Source organism: Pseudomonas sp. MWU16-30322 (assembly GCF_020515535.1).
GTDB classification, from domain to species: Bacteria; Pseudomonadota; Gammaproteobacteria; order Pseudomonadales; family Pseudomonadaceae; genus Aquipseudomonas; species Aquipseudomonas fluorescens_H.
This window is the reverse complement of the sequence record NZ_JAIWYL010000014.1, coordinates 50,958-67,376: the sequence shown is the minus strand read 5'-3', so window position 1 is coordinate 67,376 and position 16,419 is coordinate 50,958. Positions and strand designations below refer to the sequence as shown.

The window sequence follows — 16,419 nt, the reverse complement described above, 5'->3', positions numbered from 1 at the left end:
AGGTTCATCCTGTTTCAAGGCAATTCGCTTGCCGCCCCGCGCGGCAATTCCGCTGGCCTGACCATTCTGTTGCTTGCCTGTGCGCGCCTGGGTGATCAATCCGGGAATCAACTCGCCCTCCGGCAGATTCTTCCAGAACCGTACCGGCAAGTGCCCCTGCATGACTTTCTCGTTCAACCGCGCCGGGTTGAAGATGTGGCTGTAGTACGTCAGCCACAACTCGCCGTGCGGGTCATCAATGTTCTGCGCCAGTTGCTGCCATTCCACCGGGCACTGGCGCTGATGGATCAGTCGCTCGCCATCGTAATAAACCCCGTCACGCGGCGTGGCGATCAACCAGCGATGCCGGCCCATGCGTCCGATGAAATGCTCGCTGGCACTGTGCAGGATGTCGTGGGCTGGTTCGTGCCACGCCACATATTGCGGGCCTGGCTGATCCTGCGGGCGTTCGATGAAACGCACGAACGCATGCAAATGGTGGGCTTCGCGCTGCACCTGCTTGATCCGCCGCTGCAACTCGCTGCCGAGTTTGTCGCCGGCCATCATCGCCGTGCGATCGCCATGGCTGACTCGCCACAGCACTTCATACAACAGACTCCAGCGCTGGTCGCCCCGGTAGCGTGCAGCTTGTTCCAGGGTGTCGAGCAATGCACGGGGGATGCGTGCCTGAAACGGCCCCTGCCCCTCCGGCACATGTACGTCACTGGCAAACAGATCGCTCACCCCTTCCGACGCCCAACTCACCAGACTCGGGTCGACTTCATGGCTGAGCAGCCAGCGCGCCTGCTGGCGCCAGGTGTCGAACAGGTCGTCGCAATCGAGATTGATCATCCCCACAACCCCATCTGCTGTGGCTGCGGCCGGTCGCGCAATTGCTGGTAGAGCATTTGGCTGGTGACTTCGGCCTGTTGTGGGTGGTAGTCGCTGGTGATGATGAACGGCTTGGCTTTGGCCAACACACAGCGCATGCGCGCCACGTCCTCATAGCGGATGCGCCGTTGCTGGCGCAATTGCACCAAACGCTCGGTGGTGCGCAGGCCGATGCCGGGAATGCGCGCGATCAGCGCCGGTTCGGCGCGATTCAGATCCAGCGGAAACACTTCGCGATTCTGCAGCGCCCAGGCCAGCTTCGGATCGATATCCAGCGCCAGATTACCCGGGCCTTTGAGCAGCTCATCGGCGCTGTAGCCGTAACTACGCAAGAGGAAGTCGGCCTGATACAAACGATGCTCGCGCATCAGCGGTGGCGCGGCCAATGGCACGCTTTTCGGGCTGTCGGGAATCGGGCTGAATGCCGAATAGTAAACCCGGCGCAGGCGGAAATTGCCGTACAAGGCCTGGGCGCCATGCAGGATCGTGCTGTCGTCGGTGTCATCGGCGCCGACGATCATCTGCGTGCTCTGCCCGGCCGGGGCAAATTTCGCCGAGCGTGGCTCGTTGAGCACGGTCTGCTCGCCGGTGTAGATGGTGTGCATCGCCTGCTTGATCGAGCCGATGTGTTTCTCCGGGGCCAGGGTTTGCAGGCTGGCATCGGTGGGCAGTTCGATATTGACGCTGAGGCGATCGGCGTACCGCCCGGCCTCCTCGATCAATGCCGGATCGGCCTCGGGAATGGTCTTGAGGTGAATGTAGCCGCGAAATTCATGCTCTTCGCGCAGCAGCTTCGCCACGCGCACCAGTTGCTCCATGGTGTAGTCCGCCGAGCGGATGATCCCGGAACTGAGAAACAGCCCGCTGACGCAGTTGCGTCGGTAGAAATCCATGGTCAACGTCACCACTTCCTCGGGGGTGAAGCGCGCACGCGGTACATCGCTGGAGCGGCGGTTGACGCAGTACTGGCAGTCGTAAAGACAGAAGTTGGTCAGGAGAATTTTCAGCAACGATACGCAACGGCCGTCCGGCGTATAGCTGTGGCAGATGCCCATGCCGTCGGTCGAGCCCAACCCGCTCTTGCCCTCGGAGCTGCGCTTGGGCGCACCGCTGCTGGCGCAGGAGGCGTCGTACTTGGCGGCGTCGGCGAGAATGCTGAGCTTGTCGATGAGTTGCATGGCGAAGACTCGATACTGGTTATGCGTACAGTATCGAGTCTATTGGATTGGCACAAGGTGCAAATACAGGATCCTACAAAGGTGCGCGGTTACCTGTAGGAACTGCCGCAGGCTGCGATCTTTTGCTCTGCGCGTCTAATGGCAACTCAAGACCAAACCGCAGGCCCATTTCCTTTCGCCCCGCCACGGTCAGTGCCAGCGCCCGACTGTCCAGATCCTGCGTCACCCACTTGCGCTTCAACGCCATTTGCAACAGCGCCGCCCCCAGTGAACCACCCAGATGCGGCCGGCGCATGCTCCAGTCCAGGCACGGGCAGGCAAACTTGCGGCGCAAGGTACTCAAATCCTGTACCTCAATCCCCAAGCCCGCAAACAACGCCTCGCCACTGTCGCTCAAGCGATAAGCCCGCTCATCGGTTTCCACCAGCCACCCCGCCTCAAGCATACGGTCGTGCAGCAACACCGCGAGCGTCCCGGCCATGTGGTCGTAGCAGGTACGAGCGAATTGCAGGCGATCCGGGGTGTGCGGTTTGAAGATCGGCGCGGCGTTCTGGCCGATCACCATCAACGCTTCCAGCGCCTGGGCCACGCGCTGATCGGCGAGGCTGTAATAGCGATGGCGGCCCTGCACATGCAAGCGCACCAGTGCCAGATCCTTGAGCTTCGTCAGGTGCGCACTGGCGGTGGAGGCGCTGACCTCGGCGACGGCGGCCAATTCCGTGCTGGTGCGGGCGTGGCCGTCCATCAGCGAGCAGAGGATTTTGGTGCGTGCCGGTTCGGCAATAGCGGCGGCCACCTGCGAGACGCCGATGTCTTGATGTTCTGCGTGCATATTTCGCTCCCCGACGAATCGTCGTCGCTGCGAACTGAAGATACTCGCATCACTTTCCCGACGACAAGGCTGTGAACCATGGACCCGATCATCGCTGCGACGCATGCCGATCCCTATCCCTACTACGCCAAACTGCGCGCCGAGGGCGGACTGACTTTTGATCATGGATTGAAACTGTGGGTCGCCAGCAGCGCCCGCGCGGTGAGCGCAGTGCTGACGCATGTCGACTGTCGGGTGCGACCGCTGCAGGAACCGGTGCCCAAGGCGATTGCCTCGGGGATGGCCGGCAAGGTGTTCGGGCAGTTGATGCGGATGAACGATGGCGAACGTCAGCGCTGCCCACGCTCTGCGGTGGAACCGGCGCTGCAGTTGATCGATGACAACCTGGTACGCACGCTGGTGGCGGCGCGATTGATGACGGCGGACGCCGATGGCTTATATAAGGCAATGTTTCGCGGCCCGGTGTGCGTGGTCGCGGCGCTGCTCGGCTTCACCCCGGCGCAGGGCCGGGCGCTCAGTGAGCTGACCGCGGACTTCGTCGCCTGCCTGTCGCCGCTGAGCAATGACCTGCAACTGGCGGCGGCGCATGCGGCGGCGGAGCAATTGCACGGCTATTTCATCGAGTTGCTGGCCGAAGCCGATAGCGATTTGCTCAAGGCTATCGAGCAGCGATTTGCAGGAGACGAAGAAACCCTGATCGCCAACCTGATCGGTCTCTGTTCGCAGACGTTTGAAGCGACTGCCGGGCTGATCGGCAATGCGCTGATTGCGCTGCGACGTCAGCCCGAATTGCGCGACGCTTCAGTGGACGCACTGTTGACCGAGGTTCAGCGCTTCGATCCGCCGGTGCAGAACACTCGGCGCTTTGTCGCGCAGACTTGCGAGATCGATGGCGTGCGGCTTGAGGCCGGCGAGGTGATTCTGGTGCTGCTGGCCTCGGCCAACCGCGATCCTTTGTTGAATGCAGAGCCCGAGCGGTTTCTGCTGGAGCGTCCTGACCGGCGCAGTTTCAGCTTTGGCAGCGGGCGGCATCAGTGTCCGGGACAGACGCTGGCGTTGAGCATTGCCGCTGCGACTGTCAGAGAAATCCTTGATCAGGGTGTGAATCTGCAACAACTGACGTGGCATTACCGCCCATCCCTCAATGGGCGGATTCCACTGTTCAGCGCGGTGCAGCCTTAAGCGTTGCGCAGCTCGATGGTCAGGTGCGACAGCTCATGCACCGGCGCCAGCCGTTCGCGAATAGCCTCCGCCGTCACGCCCGCCGCGGCGACCACACTGACAATCGCCGCCCGCGCCTGCGGGCCGACCTGCCAGACATGCAGATCGCTGATGCGCACATCGTCCGAGGTTTCCAGCAGCTCGCGGATCTCCGCTGCCACCGGTTCGTCGGTGGTGTCGAGCAGCACCGCGGCGCTGTCGCGCATCAGGTTGTAGGCCCATTTCGCGATGACAATCGAGCCGACAATCCCCATCGCCGGATCCAGCCATACCCAACCGAGATAGCGCCCGGCCAGCAACGCGGCAATCGCCAGCACCGAGGTCAGGGCATCGGCCAGTACATGGACGTAGGCCGAGCGCAGGTTGTTGTCGTGATGGTGGTGATGATCGTGGCCGTGCGCGTGATCATGCTGATGGCCATGGTCGTGGCCGTGATGGCCCATCAGCAGGAAGGCGCTGAGGATGTTCACGCCCAGCCCGACGATCGCAATCACGGTCGCTTCGCCAAACGCTACGGTGGTCGGTTCGAACAATCGAAAAATCGATTCGCCGGCAATGCCCAGCGACACCAGCCCCAGCACCATCGCCGAGGCAAAACCGGCCAGATCGCCGACCTTACCGGTGCCGAAACTGTAGCGACGGTTGTTGGCGTTGCGCCGGGCGAAACCATACGCGGCGGCGGCGATGCCCAACGCGCCGGCATGCGTTGCCATGTGAAAACCGTCGGCCAGCAAAGCCATGGAACCGGTGAGGTAACCGGCGGAGATCTCGCCGATCATCATCACAAACGTCAGCGCCACCACCCACAAGGTGCGGCGGGCGTTTTCATCGTGGGATGCGCCGAGAAACTGGTGATCGTGGCTGAAACGGTCAGCGCTTGGGGTCAGGCTCATGATGCTGGTGCTCTATTTGGAATAACGGCGGATGGCTTGCAGCAGATCTTCGGCGCCCTGGGCACGCTGTTCGTCGGTGAGGTCGGGATGCGCCACATGTTCACGGGTGTGGGCCTCGATGAACTGCTCCATCAAACCGTTGACCGCCCCGCGAATTGCCGCCACCAGATGCAAGGTCTTGGCGCAATCGGCATCGCCCTCCAGCGCTTTTTCAACGGCCTGCACCTGCCCGGCAATGCGCCGCACGCGGTTAAGGAGCTCGTCTTTATGTTCATGAATGTGCGACATACCTATACCCCCTACCCCTATGGCGCGCATGTTCGCCGATGGCTTGGGCAATCGCAAGTTCGGTGAGCATTCAAAGGATGAACGGGATGCTGAAGGCGACCTCAATCCCTTTATAGCAGCGAGCCTGCTCCCATGATTGTCCGGTGGTGCGCTCGAGTTCAGCGTCCAACACAAATCCCCCGGTGGGAGCGGGCTTGCTCGCGAAGGCGGTGTGTCTGCTAACAAAGATGCCGGATGTGCCGGCCTCTTCGCGAGCAAGCCCGCTCCCACAATTGTCCGGTGGAGTGCTCAGGTTCATCGCCCATCACAAATCCCCTGAGGGAGCCAGCCTGCTGGCGATGGCAGACTGAAAAACGCAGCATCATTTAGGCATCATCCAGCAGGCTACATCGCCTTGCGCCTTTGCCTACAACTGCGCCAGAATCCGCCGGCTTGTGCGGTTTGGGGGGCATCGGTAACTTGGTTCGCGTCACTGAATGGTCAGTGATCGGGTTTAGTCGCTCGGTTTTATCTCAAACACGCAAGCTGTTATCAGTCAGGCACTTTCACGCCTGCACTCAATGGCAGCTGTGCGCAGGGCGCCTTCGGGTGCGCCGGTAATGTTTGGGTACTGGTCGACTAACCTGCGTACAGCTGCCACCTATTGTTTAGTCGCAAAAGCGTGTCAGCCTCATTGAGGTTGCCCAACAAATGTTCAAAGTAACGCCAAATCCGCCAGAAGCGGACGCAATACCGGACCCGGAATCAACGTCCCCCTACTCCGACCCCAATTCCAGAAAACTCCACGAAGCCGCCGAACGCGCCCTCGATCACTACCTGAAACCGCAAGCCCCGCCCGAGCGCAAACCCAGCCACATTTTTGTCGTCGCCCCGAACATGGACAACGAAGAACTGCTGGCCCACGCCTGCGAATCCATGGCCTCGGCCAGCATCATGCTCAGCGACTTCGCCGGCCTGCTCGACGCGCCCTACCGCAACACCGTGCTCGGCATCCAGCAAGTAGTCATGCTCGGCGAACTCGCCGTCAACCGCGCCCTCGACAACCTCGAGCCCCCGATCAGCAATTGAAAAAGCGTCCCTGTGGCGAGGGAGCTTGCTCCCGCTCGACTGCACAGCAGTCGAAAATCCGGATCCGAACCGGATCGATGGGGCTTGGGGTCGCTTCGCAACCCAGCGGGAGCAAGCTCCCTCGCCACAAGGAAAACGACGCAAAGGAGAATTTCACGTGGCCAATAAACCAGATGCCCACGTCGTCGCCGCATTAGTCGCCATGGGCCTCAACGAACGGGATCGGCACTGGACGCAGAACGCATGCCTGGTGTTGTTTGAAAGCGAGCGAGAAACAATTGTGGCCTCGGCCGTGAACGCTCTAGGGAAACTTGATGGGCTTGAAATGGAGGCTGTGCTGCCAGCGCTACAGCGGGTGAAACGCCGCTTTCCTGCACTGGAACGGACGGTGGCAGAAACGATGGGCGAGATCGCGATGGTTGCCTGATTAACCGCGTCATCGTTCTTCACGAACAGGCGCGCTCCTGCATTGGATCGGCGGTGTACTCGAGTTCCAAGAGCCATCAATCATCTGTCGGAGTGAGCCTGCTCGCGAAGGCGCCCTTTCTGCTAACGAATTTCTAATAACAAAGCCAAGGAAGAGAAACTAATCATGAAACATCACCCACCCGACTCCAGGTGCTTTACAAGCGTCTGGGACGCACTGGAAGACACGCCGCAGGACGCCGCCAACATGCGCCTGCGGGCCAAACTAATGCGCACACTTTGCGAGACGATCCGAGCCTGGGAGCTTCCCCAAAAGGATACCGCCATGCGCTTGGGAATTACTCAGCCACGCCTCAACAATTTAATTAACGGCAAGATCGATAATTTCACTCTGGGTGAATTAGCCAACCTAGCGATGTCCCTAGCCTGATTTTTTTACACTTGTAACAATCGCTAAAGTTTCAGACCCGTCCTACAGCCATCAAAAGCCCCTTGATATAGCGTCCGCATCGTTTTCAGAAGCGATTTAACAAGGACGCTGATGACCAATAAAAAGGATATACCCCGGGTTCAAAACCCACCGGCCGGTGACGGTCACCACATTACCAGCCGCTACATGACAACCAGCGAACTGGCGGAGAGGGAGGCAAGACAGACTGCTTATGACGATATGCTGGCCAGGCAGCAGGCGTATGAGAATCGATTGATCAAACAACCGCTAAAGTATCAGCGTGATGTTAAAGGCTGTGTGTTTACCAAAAGCTGCAAACTCCCTGATGGTGTTATCAATCACACAAGCCCCGCCGGGTTTATACCGGTAGAGAGGCTGGCCGACTTTGGAGAGTTTTCCCTGCTAGGCGGCCGCGAACGAGATGCCGTCGGAAACATACCGCTGAAAAAAATCTACGGCAGCCACTTGCCCAATTCAGCAGGGACGCTTGCTCTTGGTCTGACTGCCGTAGCAAGCATAAGTGGTAGCGCAGTGAGCGGTGCAGCCGTGGCGACGGGAGGTGTTGGCGCTGGAGTACTACTTGGAATAGTCGCACTGCTTTGGCCATCGAGTTTGGGTGACAGTTCTCTGTACACAGAAGAACAACTCAAATCACTCGACAAAGGCCGAACTCGTGTCCGACTGCACGTAGAACAACAGCCAGACGGCACTCTGAAAGGGTACGGATACAACACCCAAACGCGCAGTGATTGGGAGATGATTCCTGTCGTAAAGTTCGTCGAGCAAGGAACCCAACAAGTTGCGGACTTCGGTAATGGGGCAGCACTGATCTGGACTCCCGTTGTTGACCCTTCCAATACCACGGGGATCCCGCCACTGGAAAGCGCGCCGCAAGCGCCACAGATATGGATTTATCCGCCGACAGAACAGGCGGACAAAATCATCGTTAATCCGGTTTATCCACCGGAATATCAGGACTTCATTCTGGTGTTCCCAGCCAATTCAGGCATCAAACCGCTCTATATTGTCCTGGCGCTTGAATTCGACGCGGCCAGTTACCACGGAAAAAAAGATACACCCGTCAAAAGTAAGGGGCCGACTAATGGCCAGGAAGCGCTGGAAAACTCTATTCAGGTAAAACCCACATCGCCGCGCCGCATTGGTGTTGATCCAGATGCAAAGGAGCTAGTTGTCTTTGATCGCACGGGCGGAGATGTCTACCACGGTCACGTACGGGCATGGGATAAACTGCATCAAGATATGAAAAACGCGCTGATCAAAGCAAAAAAAGTAGACAACAGAGGCAATATCCTCGGAGAAAAAAAATGAGCCTCATCTATCAAGACCCATCACTCAGCCATGATGAAGCCATAAGACATCTTGCCAGCGACCTGGACAAGAAAGTCATTTCCGCGCTGGTGTCTATCGGTCTGAATGAAACCGACAGAGCCTGGGCTCAAGACACCTGCCTGAAATATCTCACCCACAAAACCGAAGCGATTGTGGCGTCTGCGGTCACCGCTCTCGGTCATATCGCTCGCCGCCATGGCGAAATGAATACTGAAACCGTCCTGCCCGCGCTCAAAACCGTTCAGAGGAAGTTCCCTGCTCTGAAGGGCATCATTGAGGACACGCTTGACGATATCGACACATTCACCTGACCCGTCAAACGAACACTCAAACTACAGAGATTGGGATGAGGGTCCCCGCCCCTCATCCGGACAGCTTCGACACTTGTTCCTCTCAATCCTCCCGCGTCAAAACCTCCAATAACTCAATCTCGAACAACAGATTCGAATGTGGCGGAATCTTGCCCATCGTCCGCTCGCCATAGCCCAGATGCGCCGGCACCAGCAGTTTGCGCTTGCCGCCCACTTGCATCCCCATCAGCCCCTGATCCCAGCCCTTGATCACCCGGCCCGTGCCAATCACGCACTGGAATGGTTTACCTCGGCTGTGGGAAGAGTCGAACTCGCTGCCGTCTTCCAGCCAGCCGGTGTAGTGGGTGGTGATCAGCGCGCCTTTGACGGCAGCCTTGCCCTCGCCCACCTGGAGATCGATTACCCGCAGTTCATCATTCATGACATTCACTCTATTGTTCAGCTGGCCGCCGTTTTCCCAGAAATGTCGGGTGTTCGCAACTCATTGACGAAAATTGGCGCTGTATCCGAAGTGACTGACAACCCATTAAGATAGCCAACCGCCATTACTTCACGGATCGATTCTTCATGCTGGCAGTTCCCGAATGACTTACCTCTGGATCAGCCTTGCCCTTGGCGTTGTCATGATTGGATTGATCGTCGTCTTGATCTGGCGAGCGCGCGGTTTGCGCAAGCAACTGGACGAATACCGCGAGCTGCTGACCCGCGCCGCCGAACGGCAGAACATCCATCAGGACGGTGACGCCGAGCGTTTCAAACGCAGCCAATATTTTGCGCGGATCGGCACTTGGGACTGGGAAGTCGACACCGATCGGCTGTACTGGTCAGACGCGATCTACGGCATGTTCGGGTTCAAGATCGGCGAGATCACGCCGTCTTATGCGCTGTTCTGCTCCTGCGTGCACCCGGACGACCGCGTCAGAGTGCGCGACGGTGAGTTGCGTTGCCTGGAGACCGGTGAAAACCACGATGAGGAATACCGCGTGGTCTGGCCCGACGGCACGATTCGCTGGCTGCGCGAGACTGGTAATGTGGTGCGCAACGACCACGACGCGGTGATCAAGATGATGGGCGTGGTGCGCGACATTACCGAGGAGAAAGCCTCGGCCAGTTACCTCCAGCACCTCGCCCACTTCGACCCGTTGACCGGTCTGCCCAATCGTCTGGTGCTCGAAGAGCGTTTATCCGAAGCACTGGAACAGGCGCGCCGCAGCCTGACCCGGGTGGCACTGGTGTTTATCGATCTCAACGGTTTCAAGGCGATCAACGACCACTACGGTCATGCCGCCGGCGACCGCGTGCTGATCACCACTGCGACTCGTCTGAAACGCATCCTGCGCGCCACCGACACCGTCGCGCGGATTGGCGGCGACGAATTCGTGGTAATCCTGCAAGGTCTGGCCCCGAGCCTCAACCTGCAGGACGAAGCCCGCAGCATCTGTCAGAAAATTTTCATCGAACTGTCCCCACCGATCAGCATCGGCAACGACCAGCGCCATGTCGGTACCAGCCTTGGGGTCGCGGTGTTTCCGGACCATGCGCCAACCATGGATCGGCTGCTGCACATTGCCGATCTGGCGATGTATGAAGCCAAGCGCAGTGGGAATAATCAGTATCGGTTGGGGGGCGAGAGCCCTGCACGAATGCATGCGCAGGGCCTTTGAGTCCGGTGATTAACGCTCGACAGGCTGCATCTCAACGATGGTGCCGTTAGTGATCATGACCATCACGTACTTATCGTTGATCTGCACCCATTGCGCCTGATCGACCGGGGCTTTCAAGCCTTTCTGTTTCCAGTTTTTCAATGCTTTGTCGCTGCGCTGATAAATGTCTGGTGCCCGGTCGTTGACCTTCAACTCGCGGTCGCTGGTCGGCGACTGGACAGCCTGTTCGCTTGAGGTTTGCGCCGCTTGAACAAGTGGGCTGATCCCGGCAATGCCGGCGACGAGGGCCAGGCTGGCGATTAGGGTTTTGCTGTTCATCGGTGAACCTCCTTCAGATGGGTTTTGCCTGTACTCCGACTGCTGAGTCAGGGAATCATTCCTTGTTTTTTTGCCTGGGCTGGTTGGGGGATTGTAGTTGGCCGGCAGATCGTCATCGCTGGCAAGTCAGCTCCCACCGGGTCCGTGATGAAACAGGATTTGTGATCGACCCGCGAAACCGTGGGAGCGGGCTTGCTCGCGAAGGGGCCGGTACATTCAGCATCTTCATCGCCTGAACAAAAGTCATCGCGAGCAGGCTCACTCCTACAGGTTTGGTGGTGCTAACAAGATTTGTGCTCGACCCCGCTCCCGCAGGGCCTGGTGGTGTTTCAGGGGATTGATCCGCTCTGCACATCAATCCATGCCAACAATGCAATTAACATCCTGTAACACCTGCGCGACCATCCGCCGCAATAACAACCGTGCGCCGCTTCCACGTCGCGCACGTCATAAAAGCGGTGGAGTTCTTTTCTATGACAGCCTCAATCCCACACGGCGGCTCGCGGGCCGGCGCCATTTTCCGGGTGACCTCGGGCAACTTCCTCGAACAGTTCGACTTCTTTCTGTTCGGCTTCTACGCCACGCAGATCGCGGCGGTGTTCTTCCCGGCGAGCAGTGAGTTCGCTTCCCTGATGATGACCTTTGCCGTATTCGGCGCAGGCTTTCTGATGCGTCCGCTGGGGGCGATTGTGCTCGGCGCGTACATCGATGATGTCGGTCGCCGCAAAGGTCTGATCGTCACCCTGTCGATCATGGCCAGCGGTACGATCCTGATCGTGCTGGTGCCCGGATACGAAACCATTGGTCTGTTCGCTCCCGCGCTGGTGTTAATCGGGCGGCTGTTGCAAGGCTTCTCCGCCGGTGCGGAATTGGGCGGTGTTTCGGTGTACTTGTCGGAAATCGCCACCCCTGGCCGCAAGGGCTTTTTCACTGCCTGGCAGTCGGCCAGTCAGCAAGTGGCGATCATCGTCGCGGCAGCCTTGGGCTTCGCCCTGAACGCGTGGATGGCGCCGGATGTGATTGCCGATTGGGGCTGGCGGATTCCGTTTTTCGTCGGCTGCATGATCGTGCCGTTCATCTTCCTGCTACGCCGCAATCTGGCGGAAACCGAAGAGTTCGCCGCGCGCAAACACCGTCCGAGCATGGGCGAAGTGTTCCGCACCCTCGGCCAGAACTGGGTGGTGGTGCTCGGCGGCATGCTAATGGTCGCGCTGACCACCACCGCGTTCTACCTGATCACCGTGTACGCGCCGACCTTCGGTAAAACCGTGCTGCACCTGAGCACTTCCGATGCGCTGCTGGTGACCTTGCTGGTGGGCGTTTCGAACTTCTTCTGGCTGCCGATTGGCGGCATGTTGTCCGACCGTATCGGCCGGCGTCCGGTGTTGATCGCCATGTCGCTGCTGGCCCTGGCCACGACTTATCCGGCGCTGTCGTATCTGGTGCAGGCACCGAGTTTCAGCCACATGCTGCTGTCGCTGTTGTGGCTGTCGTTCATCTACGGCATGTACAACGGCGCGATGATTCCGGCGCTGACCGAGATCATGCCGGTGGAAGTGCGGGTGGCCGGTTTCTCCCTCGCCTACAGCCTGGCGACCGCGATTTTCGGCGGTTTCACCCCGGCGATGTCGACCTTCCTGATCCAGTACACCGGCGACAAGGCAGCGCCGGGTTACTGGATGAGCGTCGGTGCGCTGTGCGCGTTGTGCGCCACGTTGTACCTCTATCGCCGCGCAGGCGGCCGTTTGCAACCGGTTGCCGCATAAGGAGCAATCACCTTGAAAAAACTGATCAATCTCAGCGCCATCGCCCTCTTCGCTTTCAGCGCCCTGGCCCATGCTGAACAGCTGAACGTGATGACGTCGGGCGGCTTCACCGCCGCGTACAAAATCCTCGGCCCGAAATTCGCGGCCGCCACCGGCAACACTCTCGATACCCAGCTCGGTCCGTCGATGGGCAAAGCCCCGGAAGCCATTCCTAATCGCCTCGCCCGCGGTGAGCACGCCGACGTGGTGATCATGGTCGGCTATGCCCTCGATGACCTGATCAAGCAAGGCAAGGTCGACCCGGCCTCGCGGGTCGAACTGGCGGATTCGCGGATCGGTCTGGTGGTGCGTGAAGGCGCGCCGAAGCCGGACATCAGCAACGTCGAAAGCCTGAAGAAAACCCTGCTCGACGCAAAATCGGTGGCCTACTCCGACAGCGCCAGCGGCGTGTACATCGAGAAGGAGCTGTTCAAGAAACTCGGTGTCGAGGATCAACTGAAACCGAAAGCGAAGATGATCCCGAAAATCCCGGTGGGTTCGGTGGTCGCCACGGGCGATTATCAACTGGGCTTCCAGCAGGTCAGCGAATTGCTGCCCGTGCCAGGGGTGAGTTTTGTCGGCAAGATTCCGGAGTCGGTGCAGTCGGTGACCCGCTTCGCCGCCGGCATCCCGGTCGGCGCGCAGCATCCAAAAGAGGCCAAGGCCTTGCTCGACTACCTCGCCGCACCTGCCGCCCAGGCTGACGTGCAAGCCACCGGACTGGATTCGGTCAAGCAGTGATCGTTGGCGGCTGGACTTTCATTTCCACCACCAGCCGTTCCAGCTCCAGTGCTGCCGGGGTCAACGTACGATCCCGGCGCTTGATGATGCCGACACTGCGCATCACCTGCGGATCGGTCAGCGGCACCCGGGTCAGGATCGGATGATCCGGCCCGGGCATCGCCATCAGCGGCACCGCCGCCACCCCTAGCCCCGCCTCCACCAGCCCAATCATCGTCGTCACATGCCGTGTCTCGCAGATGCTCGGGCGTTGCGGCACGACGCCGCTCAAGGCCTGATCGAGCAGAAAACGGTTGCCCGAAGTCTTGTCGAGCGAAATGTAATCCTGCTGATAGAACTCGTCCCAGGTCACGCTGCTGCGTCCGGCCAACGGGTGATCGCGACGACAGGCGACCACGTAGCTTTCCTGCACCAGCGGTTCGAATTCAACTTTGGCCTCCTGGGTCCCCATGAAACTCAAACCGAAATCCGCCTCGCCGTTGACCACTGCGCTGAGCACGTCGTGGGCACTGGAATCGAGGACTTTGACTTTGATACGCGGGAATTGCTGGTGATAGCGGGCGACCACTCGCGGCATGAAGTAGTACGCCGCCGAAGGCACGCAGGCCACGGTGACATGACCGAGCCGGGTCGAAGCCACTTCGCTGATGCCCAGCAACGCCACGTCCAGGTCATCGAGTAAACGCTCGACGCTGGGCATGAAGCCGCGCCCGGCCTGGGTCAGGCTGACCTTGCGCGTGGTACGTTCGAACAGTTTTACACCGAGGGCGTCTTCGAGCTTTTCGATACGTCGGCTCAGGGCCGGTTGAGACAGGCGCACAGTGTCGGCGGCCTTGCGGAAACTGCCCTGTTCGACCACAGCGCGAAAGGCTTGCAGGTCGTTGAGGTCGAAGTTGATGGCCATGGCGGGACTCGGAGAGACTGATTCGCAGAGGCTATCAATGTAACCAATTGATGCGAGTTTTTACACAACCCGTTCCGTCGAAAATTGCCGCTGGATGGCAGCAAGGTTGCGCCGCCGAATCCAGCCGCTGGCCAGACGAATCAACAGCCAGTAAGGGGTAAACAGCATTTTGCTGCGCGTGGTGGCGCAATACACGAACGTTTCGGTGCGCAGCGTACGCATGCCTTGAGGATTTTCGACGACCTGAAAACGCAGCACCAGTTTGGCTACGTGTGGGTCATCCAGAACTTTGAATGCATGAGCGTCAGCGATGTGGCCGGTCTTCAGATCAGGGCGCCAGAAGCGTCCGGCCAGGCCTAGAGACACTTCAGTCGAAGTGCGTTCGAGCAAGGTGAAAGCGTCAAAGCCGAACGGCGCAGTTTCCTGCGGCACTGTTCGGTCGCCAAACGTGCGCAGTATTTTCCCCGGCAGTTCGCGCAGGGACAGCAGCGCATCGACGACGCGGTCATCGCGCATGTTCAGCGCGCAAACTGCGGCGATGATGGCCTCGGGTTGCGCACGAATCGGGCCTGACTCATGGCGCTCGTGAAACTGGAACAGCGGAAGAAACGGCGAAGGATATTCCCATAGCAGATTGTCCTTGCGCCCGATGATGCCCAGTGCGTTGAAAAAGGTGCGGCTCATGACAGCTGTCTCGTTCGATCAGTCGATTTGAACCCGGGCACGGCAACTTTGCGGGTGGATGCGGGCATCGCCGCGAAGCTGCCGTGTATTGCTTTATTCAGGCTTGCAAACGCTCACTGACTGCCTGAGCGTTTTTTTCCGGCACATCGCAAGGCGCCACGGCGACGGTCTGGCGCAGGTCCGCCTTCAACGCGCCCCACGACAACCCGGCACCGAAACCGCACAGCACAACGTGTTCAGCCTGCGGCGTACCCATCGCGGCGTGGCGCGACAACACGATCGGAATCGAGGTGGAGCTGGTGTTGCCAACGCCATCGATGTCGACCGGCATTTTCTCCGGCGCCACACCAATCATCCGCCGCAGGTAGTTGAGCATGAACTCGTTCGCCTGATGCAGCACCAGCAAGTCCAGCGTAGCCGGACTCAACCCCGTGGCATCGAGCAAGGCCTTGACGGTCTGCGGTACCCGGTTCAGGGCAAAGTTCATCACTGCCGTGCCGTCCATCTGCAAGCGCTGGATAGTCGCGCAGACCGGATTGCCCTCCTCTCTGGCGTAGGCAATGTCGGACTGCAGCGCAGTACCGCCGCTGCCGTCGGCGCCGCAGATGAATTCGAATTTGCCTTCACCCGCTTCCAGCAAGGTCACCGAAGCGGCGTCGCCAAACAGCATTTTCACGTGACGGTCGCGCTCGTCGAGGATCCGCGTGGTGACGTCGCCAGTGCACAGCAGGATCTTCTTGCAGGCGCCGGATGAAATCAGCGCACCCGCCTGGACCAGCGCACTGATGTAGCCGGAGCAGCCAGCGGCCACGTTCAGCACCAGACAATGCTGTGGCAGGCCGAGCGCCTGCTGCACCACGAAACCGACACCCGGCACCCAGGAATCCGGGGTTTGGGTCACCACGATCAAACCATCGATCTCCTCTGCCGCAGCATGCCCTTGATCGAGCAGGTTGCGGCACGCGGCGATGATCAGATCGGAGGTGTGCAGGGTTTTGGTTTCGCGGATCGAATGGATGCCGGTGCTCTTGGCGATGCGCTCAACTTCCTTGGCGCCGAACAGTTCGGCGAAGTCCGCCTCGGTCACTCGCCGCTCAGGCAGTGCCGCCGTGACCGCACGGATGGCGACGCCCTCAATGGTCAGCAGGCTCATGCGGCGTCCTTGATTTTCCCGTCGATCAGATCGAACAGATCCTGCACCGTGACCACGCGCTCGATCTCCTCGCCCGACACGCTCACGCGGGCCTGTTCGAACACCATGGCGACGATGCCGATTCGCGCCATCGAGTCCCAGTTCTCGCTGTTTTCCAGCACGGTTTCACCGCGCAGTTCGGCCGGCGAAATGAACAGGATTTCAGCGATGCTTTCGCGCATTTTTACCAGATCAACCATTTGTCATTTCCTTATAACGTGAT

19 protein-coding genes and 1 pseudogene are annotated in these 16,419 nt (G+C 59.5%); 9 read left to right on the top strand and 11 right to left on the bottom strand.

The features are described from left to right. Positions 1-12: 12 nt before the first annotated feature. From LCH64_RS25555 to LCH64_RS25545, 3 genes and pseudogenes are all read right to left on the bottom strand, one after another. Positions 13-831: pseudogene (locus LCH64_RS25555) on the bottom strand (TIGR03915 family putative DNA repair protein); the annotation flags it as partial. Continuing rightward, positions 828-2,048 carry a putative DNA modification/repair radical SAM protein gene (locus tag LCH64_RS25550; protein WP_003223994.1) on the bottom strand — a complete coding sequence of 407 codons (1,221 nt, stop codon included), beginning with the start codon at positions 2,046-2,048 and terminating at the stop codon, positions 828-830. The pseudogene LCH64_RS25555 and the gene LCH64_RS25550, both read right to left, overlap by 4 nt. 73 nt (positions 2,049-2,121) lie before the next feature. Further along, a complete protein-coding gene (locus LCH64_RS25545) occupies positions 2,122-2,880 on the bottom strand; it encodes a helix-turn-helix transcriptional regulator (RefSeq protein WP_226501662.1) in 759 nt (252 codons plus the stop codon). 78 nt (positions 2,881-2,958) lie between these two features. Here LCH64_RS25545 and LCH64_RS25540 point away from each other — a divergent pair, with 78 nt between their 5' ends. Continuing rightward, entirely contained in the window at positions 2,959-4,062 is a 1,104-nt protein-coding gene (locus tag LCH64_RS25540) for a cytochrome P450 (protein WP_226501661.1), read from the top strand. Here the strand turns inward: LCH64_RS25540 and dmeF are convergent. Together dmeF and LCH64_RS25530 are read right to left on the bottom strand one after the other, a co-directional pair. Continuing rightward, positions 4,059-4,994 (bottom strand): CDF family Co(II)/Ni(II) efflux transporter DmeF, encoded by a 936-nt coding sequence (gene dmeF, locus LCH64_RS25535; protein WP_226501660.1) that lies wholly within the window; start codon positions 4,992-4,994, stop codon positions 4,059-4,061. The genes LCH64_RS25540 and dmeF overlap by 4 nt on opposite strands. Positions 4,995-5,006: 12 nt before the next feature. Beyond that, positions 5,007-5,282 (bottom strand): metal/formaldehyde-sensitive transcriptional repressor, encoded by a 276-nt coding sequence (locus LCH64_RS25530; RefSeq protein ID WP_003223990.1) that lies wholly within the window; start codon positions 5,280-5,282, stop codon positions 5,007-5,009. Between the two features lie 690 nt (positions 5,283-5,972). Between LCH64_RS25530 and LCH64_RS25525 the strand changes: the two genes are divergently transcribed. The 5 genes from LCH64_RS25525 (at position 5,973) to LCH64_RS25505 (ending at position 8,888) form a co-directional block, all read left to right on the top strand. Then, the gene (locus tag LCH64_RS25525) at positions 5,973-6,350 is read left to right on the top strand and encodes a DUF6124 family protein (protein WP_226501659.1); all 378 of its coding nucleotides are present in this window, start codon (positions 5,973-5,975) and stop codon (positions 6,348-6,350) included. 157 nt (positions 6,351-6,507) lie between these two features. Next, entirely contained in the window at positions 6,508-6,777 is a 270-nt protein-coding gene (locus tag LCH64_RS25520; protein WP_226501658.1) for a hypothetical protein, read from the top strand. A 165-nt stretch (positions 6,778-6,942) separates the two neighbouring features. Further along, positions 6,943-7,206 carry a helix-turn-helix transcriptional regulator gene (locus LCH64_RS25515; RefSeq protein WP_226501657.1) on the top strand — a complete coding sequence of 88 codons (264 nt, stop codon included), beginning with the start codon at positions 6,943-6,945 and terminating at the stop codon, positions 7,204-7,206. A 111-nt stretch (positions 7,207-7,317) separates the two neighbouring features. Continuing rightward, the gene (locus LCH64_RS25510) at positions 7,318-8,556 is read left to right on the top strand and encodes an S-type pyocin domain-containing protein (RefSeq protein ID WP_226501656.1); all 1,239 of its coding nucleotides are present in this window, start codon (positions 7,318-7,320) and stop codon (positions 8,554-8,556) included. Then, on the top strand, positions 8,553-8,888 hold the full coding sequence (locus tag LCH64_RS25505) for a hypothetical protein (protein ID WP_226501655.1): 336 nt from the start codon (positions 8,553-8,555) through the stop codon (positions 8,886-8,888). Before LCH64_RS25510 ends, LCH64_RS25505 begins: the two co-directional genes overlap by 4 nt. A gap of 82 nt (positions 8,889-8,970) precedes the next feature. Here LCH64_RS25505 and LCH64_RS25500 read toward each other — a convergent pair whose 3' ends face one another. Then, complete coding sequence (locus LCH64_RS25500) at positions 8,971-9,309, bottom strand: FKBP-type peptidyl-prolyl cis-trans isomerase (protein WP_226501654.1); 339 nt, start codon at positions 9,307-9,309, stop codon at positions 8,971-8,973. Between the two features lie 163 nt (positions 9,310-9,472). On the opposite strand from LCH64_RS25500, the gene LCH64_RS25495 reads away from it, so the two are divergent. Then, positions 9,473-10,552, top strand: coding sequence for a sensor domain-containing diguanylate cyclase (locus tag LCH64_RS25495; RefSeq protein ID WP_226501653.1), 1,080 nt, complete (start codon positions 9,473-9,475; stop codon positions 10,550-10,552). 9 nt (positions 10,553-10,561) lie between these two features. On the opposite strand, the gene LCH64_RS25490 is transcribed toward LCH64_RS25495, so the two are convergent. Then, positions 10,562-10,870, bottom strand: coding sequence for an RcnB family protein (locus tag LCH64_RS25490; protein WP_003223974.1), 309 nt, complete (start codon positions 10,868-10,870; stop codon positions 10,562-10,564). Between the two features lie 473 nt (positions 10,871-11,343). Here LCH64_RS25490 and LCH64_RS25485 point away from each other — a divergent pair, with 473 nt between their 5' ends. Both LCH64_RS25485 and LCH64_RS25480 read left to right on the top strand, forming a co-directional pair. Further along, positions 11,344-12,636 carry an MFS transporter gene (locus LCH64_RS25485; RefSeq protein WP_103520240.1) on the top strand — a complete coding sequence of 431 codons (1,293 nt, stop codon included), beginning with the start codon at positions 11,344-11,346 and terminating at the stop codon, positions 12,634-12,636. A 12-nt stretch (positions 12,637-12,648) separates the two neighbouring features. Further along, positions 12,649-13,416, top strand: a complete 768-nt coding sequence (locus tag LCH64_RS25480; RefSeq protein WP_103520241.1) for a substrate-binding domain-containing protein — start codon at positions 12,649-12,651, stop codon at positions 13,414-13,416. Here the strand turns inward: LCH64_RS25480 and LCH64_RS25475 are convergent. From LCH64_RS25475 to LCH64_RS25460, 4 genes are all read right to left on the bottom strand, one after another. Next, positions 13,406-14,320: a LysR family transcriptional regulator gene (locus LCH64_RS25475; protein ID WP_045122393.1), complete on the bottom strand. Its 915-nt coding sequence runs from the start codon at positions 14,318-14,320 to the stop codon at positions 13,406-13,408. The two genes, LCH64_RS25480 and LCH64_RS25475, sit on opposite strands and share 11 nt — an antisense overlap. A gap of 60 nt (positions 14,321-14,380) precedes the next feature. Next, complete coding sequence (locus tag LCH64_RS25470; protein ID WP_226501652.1) at positions 14,381-15,004, bottom strand: hypothetical protein; 624 nt, start codon at positions 15,002-15,004, stop codon at positions 14,381-14,383. Positions 15,005-15,101: 97 nt separating this feature from the next. Further along, positions 15,102-16,157 (bottom strand): ketoacyl-ACP synthase III, encoded by a 1,056-nt coding sequence (locus tag LCH64_RS25465; protein WP_226501651.1) that lies wholly within the window; start codon positions 16,155-16,157, stop codon positions 15,102-15,104. Next, complete coding sequence (locus LCH64_RS25460; protein WP_226501650.1) at positions 16,154-16,396, bottom strand: acyl carrier protein; 243 nt, start codon at positions 16,394-16,396, stop codon at positions 16,154-16,156. Before LCH64_RS25460 ends, LCH64_RS25465 begins: the two co-directional genes overlap by 4 nt. Between the last annotated feature and the right edge of the window lie 23 nt (positions 16,397-16,419).

Bases quoted from the DNA above. Each gene is read 5' to 3' on its own strand.
- LCH64_RS25490 (WP_003223974.1), bottom strand. From the start codon at position 10,870: ATGAACAGCAAAACCCTAATCGCCAGCCTGGCCCTCGTCGCCGGCATT.
- LCH64_RS25510 (WP_226501656.1), top strand. From the start codon at position 7,318: ATGACCAATAAAAAGGATATACCCCGGGTTCAAAACCCACCGGCCGGT.
- LCH64_RS25540 (WP_226501661.1), top strand. From the start codon at position 2,959: ATGGACCCGATCATCGCTGCGACGCATGCCGATCCCTATCCCTACTAC.
- LCH64_RS25525 (WP_226501659.1), top strand. From the start codon at position 5,973: ATGTTCAAAGTAACGCCAAATCCGCCAGAAGCGGACGCAATACCGGAC.
- LCH64_RS25505 (WP_226501655.1), top strand. From the start codon at position 8,553: ATGAGCCTCATCTATCAAGACCCATCACTCAGCCATGATGAAGCCATA.
- LCH64_RS25545 (WP_226501662.1), bottom strand. From the start codon at position 2,880: ATGCACGCAGAACATCAAGACATCGGCGTCTCGCAGGTGGCCGCCGCT.
- dmeF (WP_226501660.1), bottom strand. From the start codon at position 4,994: ATGAGCCTGACCCCAAGCGCTGACCGTTTCAGCCACGATCACCAGTTT.
- LCH64_RS25530 (WP_003223990.1), bottom strand. From the start codon at position 5,282: ATGTCGCACATTCATGAACATAAAGACGAGCTCCTTAACCGCGTGCGG.
- LCH64_RS25515 (WP_226501657.1), top strand. From the start codon at position 6,943: ATGAAACATCACCCACCCGACTCCAGGTGCTTTACAAGCGTCTGGGAC.
- LCH64_RS25475 (WP_045122393.1), bottom strand. From the start codon at position 14,320: ATGGCCATCAACTTCGACCTCAACGACCTGCAAGCCTTTCGCGCTGTG.
- LCH64_RS25495 (WP_226501653.1), top strand. From the start codon at position 9,473: ATGACTTACCTCTGGATCAGCCTTGCCCTTGGCGTTGTCATGATTGGA.
- LCH64_RS25460 (WP_226501650.1), bottom strand. From the start codon at position 16,396: ATGGTTGATCTGGTAAAAATGCGCGAAAGCATCGCTGAAATCCTGTTC.
- LCH64_RS25500 (WP_226501654.1), bottom strand. From the start codon at position 9,309: ATGAATGATGAACTGCGGGTAATCGATCTCCAGGTGGGCGAGGGCAAG.
- LCH64_RS25550 (WP_003223994.1), bottom strand. From the start codon at position 2,048: ATGCAACTCATCGACAAGCTCAGCATTCTCGCCGACGCCGCCAAGTAC.
- LCH64_RS25485 (WP_103520240.1), top strand. From the start codon at position 11,344: ATGACAGCCTCAATCCCACACGGCGGCTCGCGGGCCGGCGCCATTTTC.
- LCH64_RS25465 (WP_226501651.1), bottom strand. From the start codon at position 16,157: ATGAGCCTGCTGACCATTGAGGGCGTCGCCATCCGTGCGGTCACGGCG.
- LCH64_RS25470 (WP_226501652.1), bottom strand. From the start codon at position 15,004: ATGAGCCGCACCTTTTTCAACGCACTGGGCATCATCGGGCGCAAGGAC.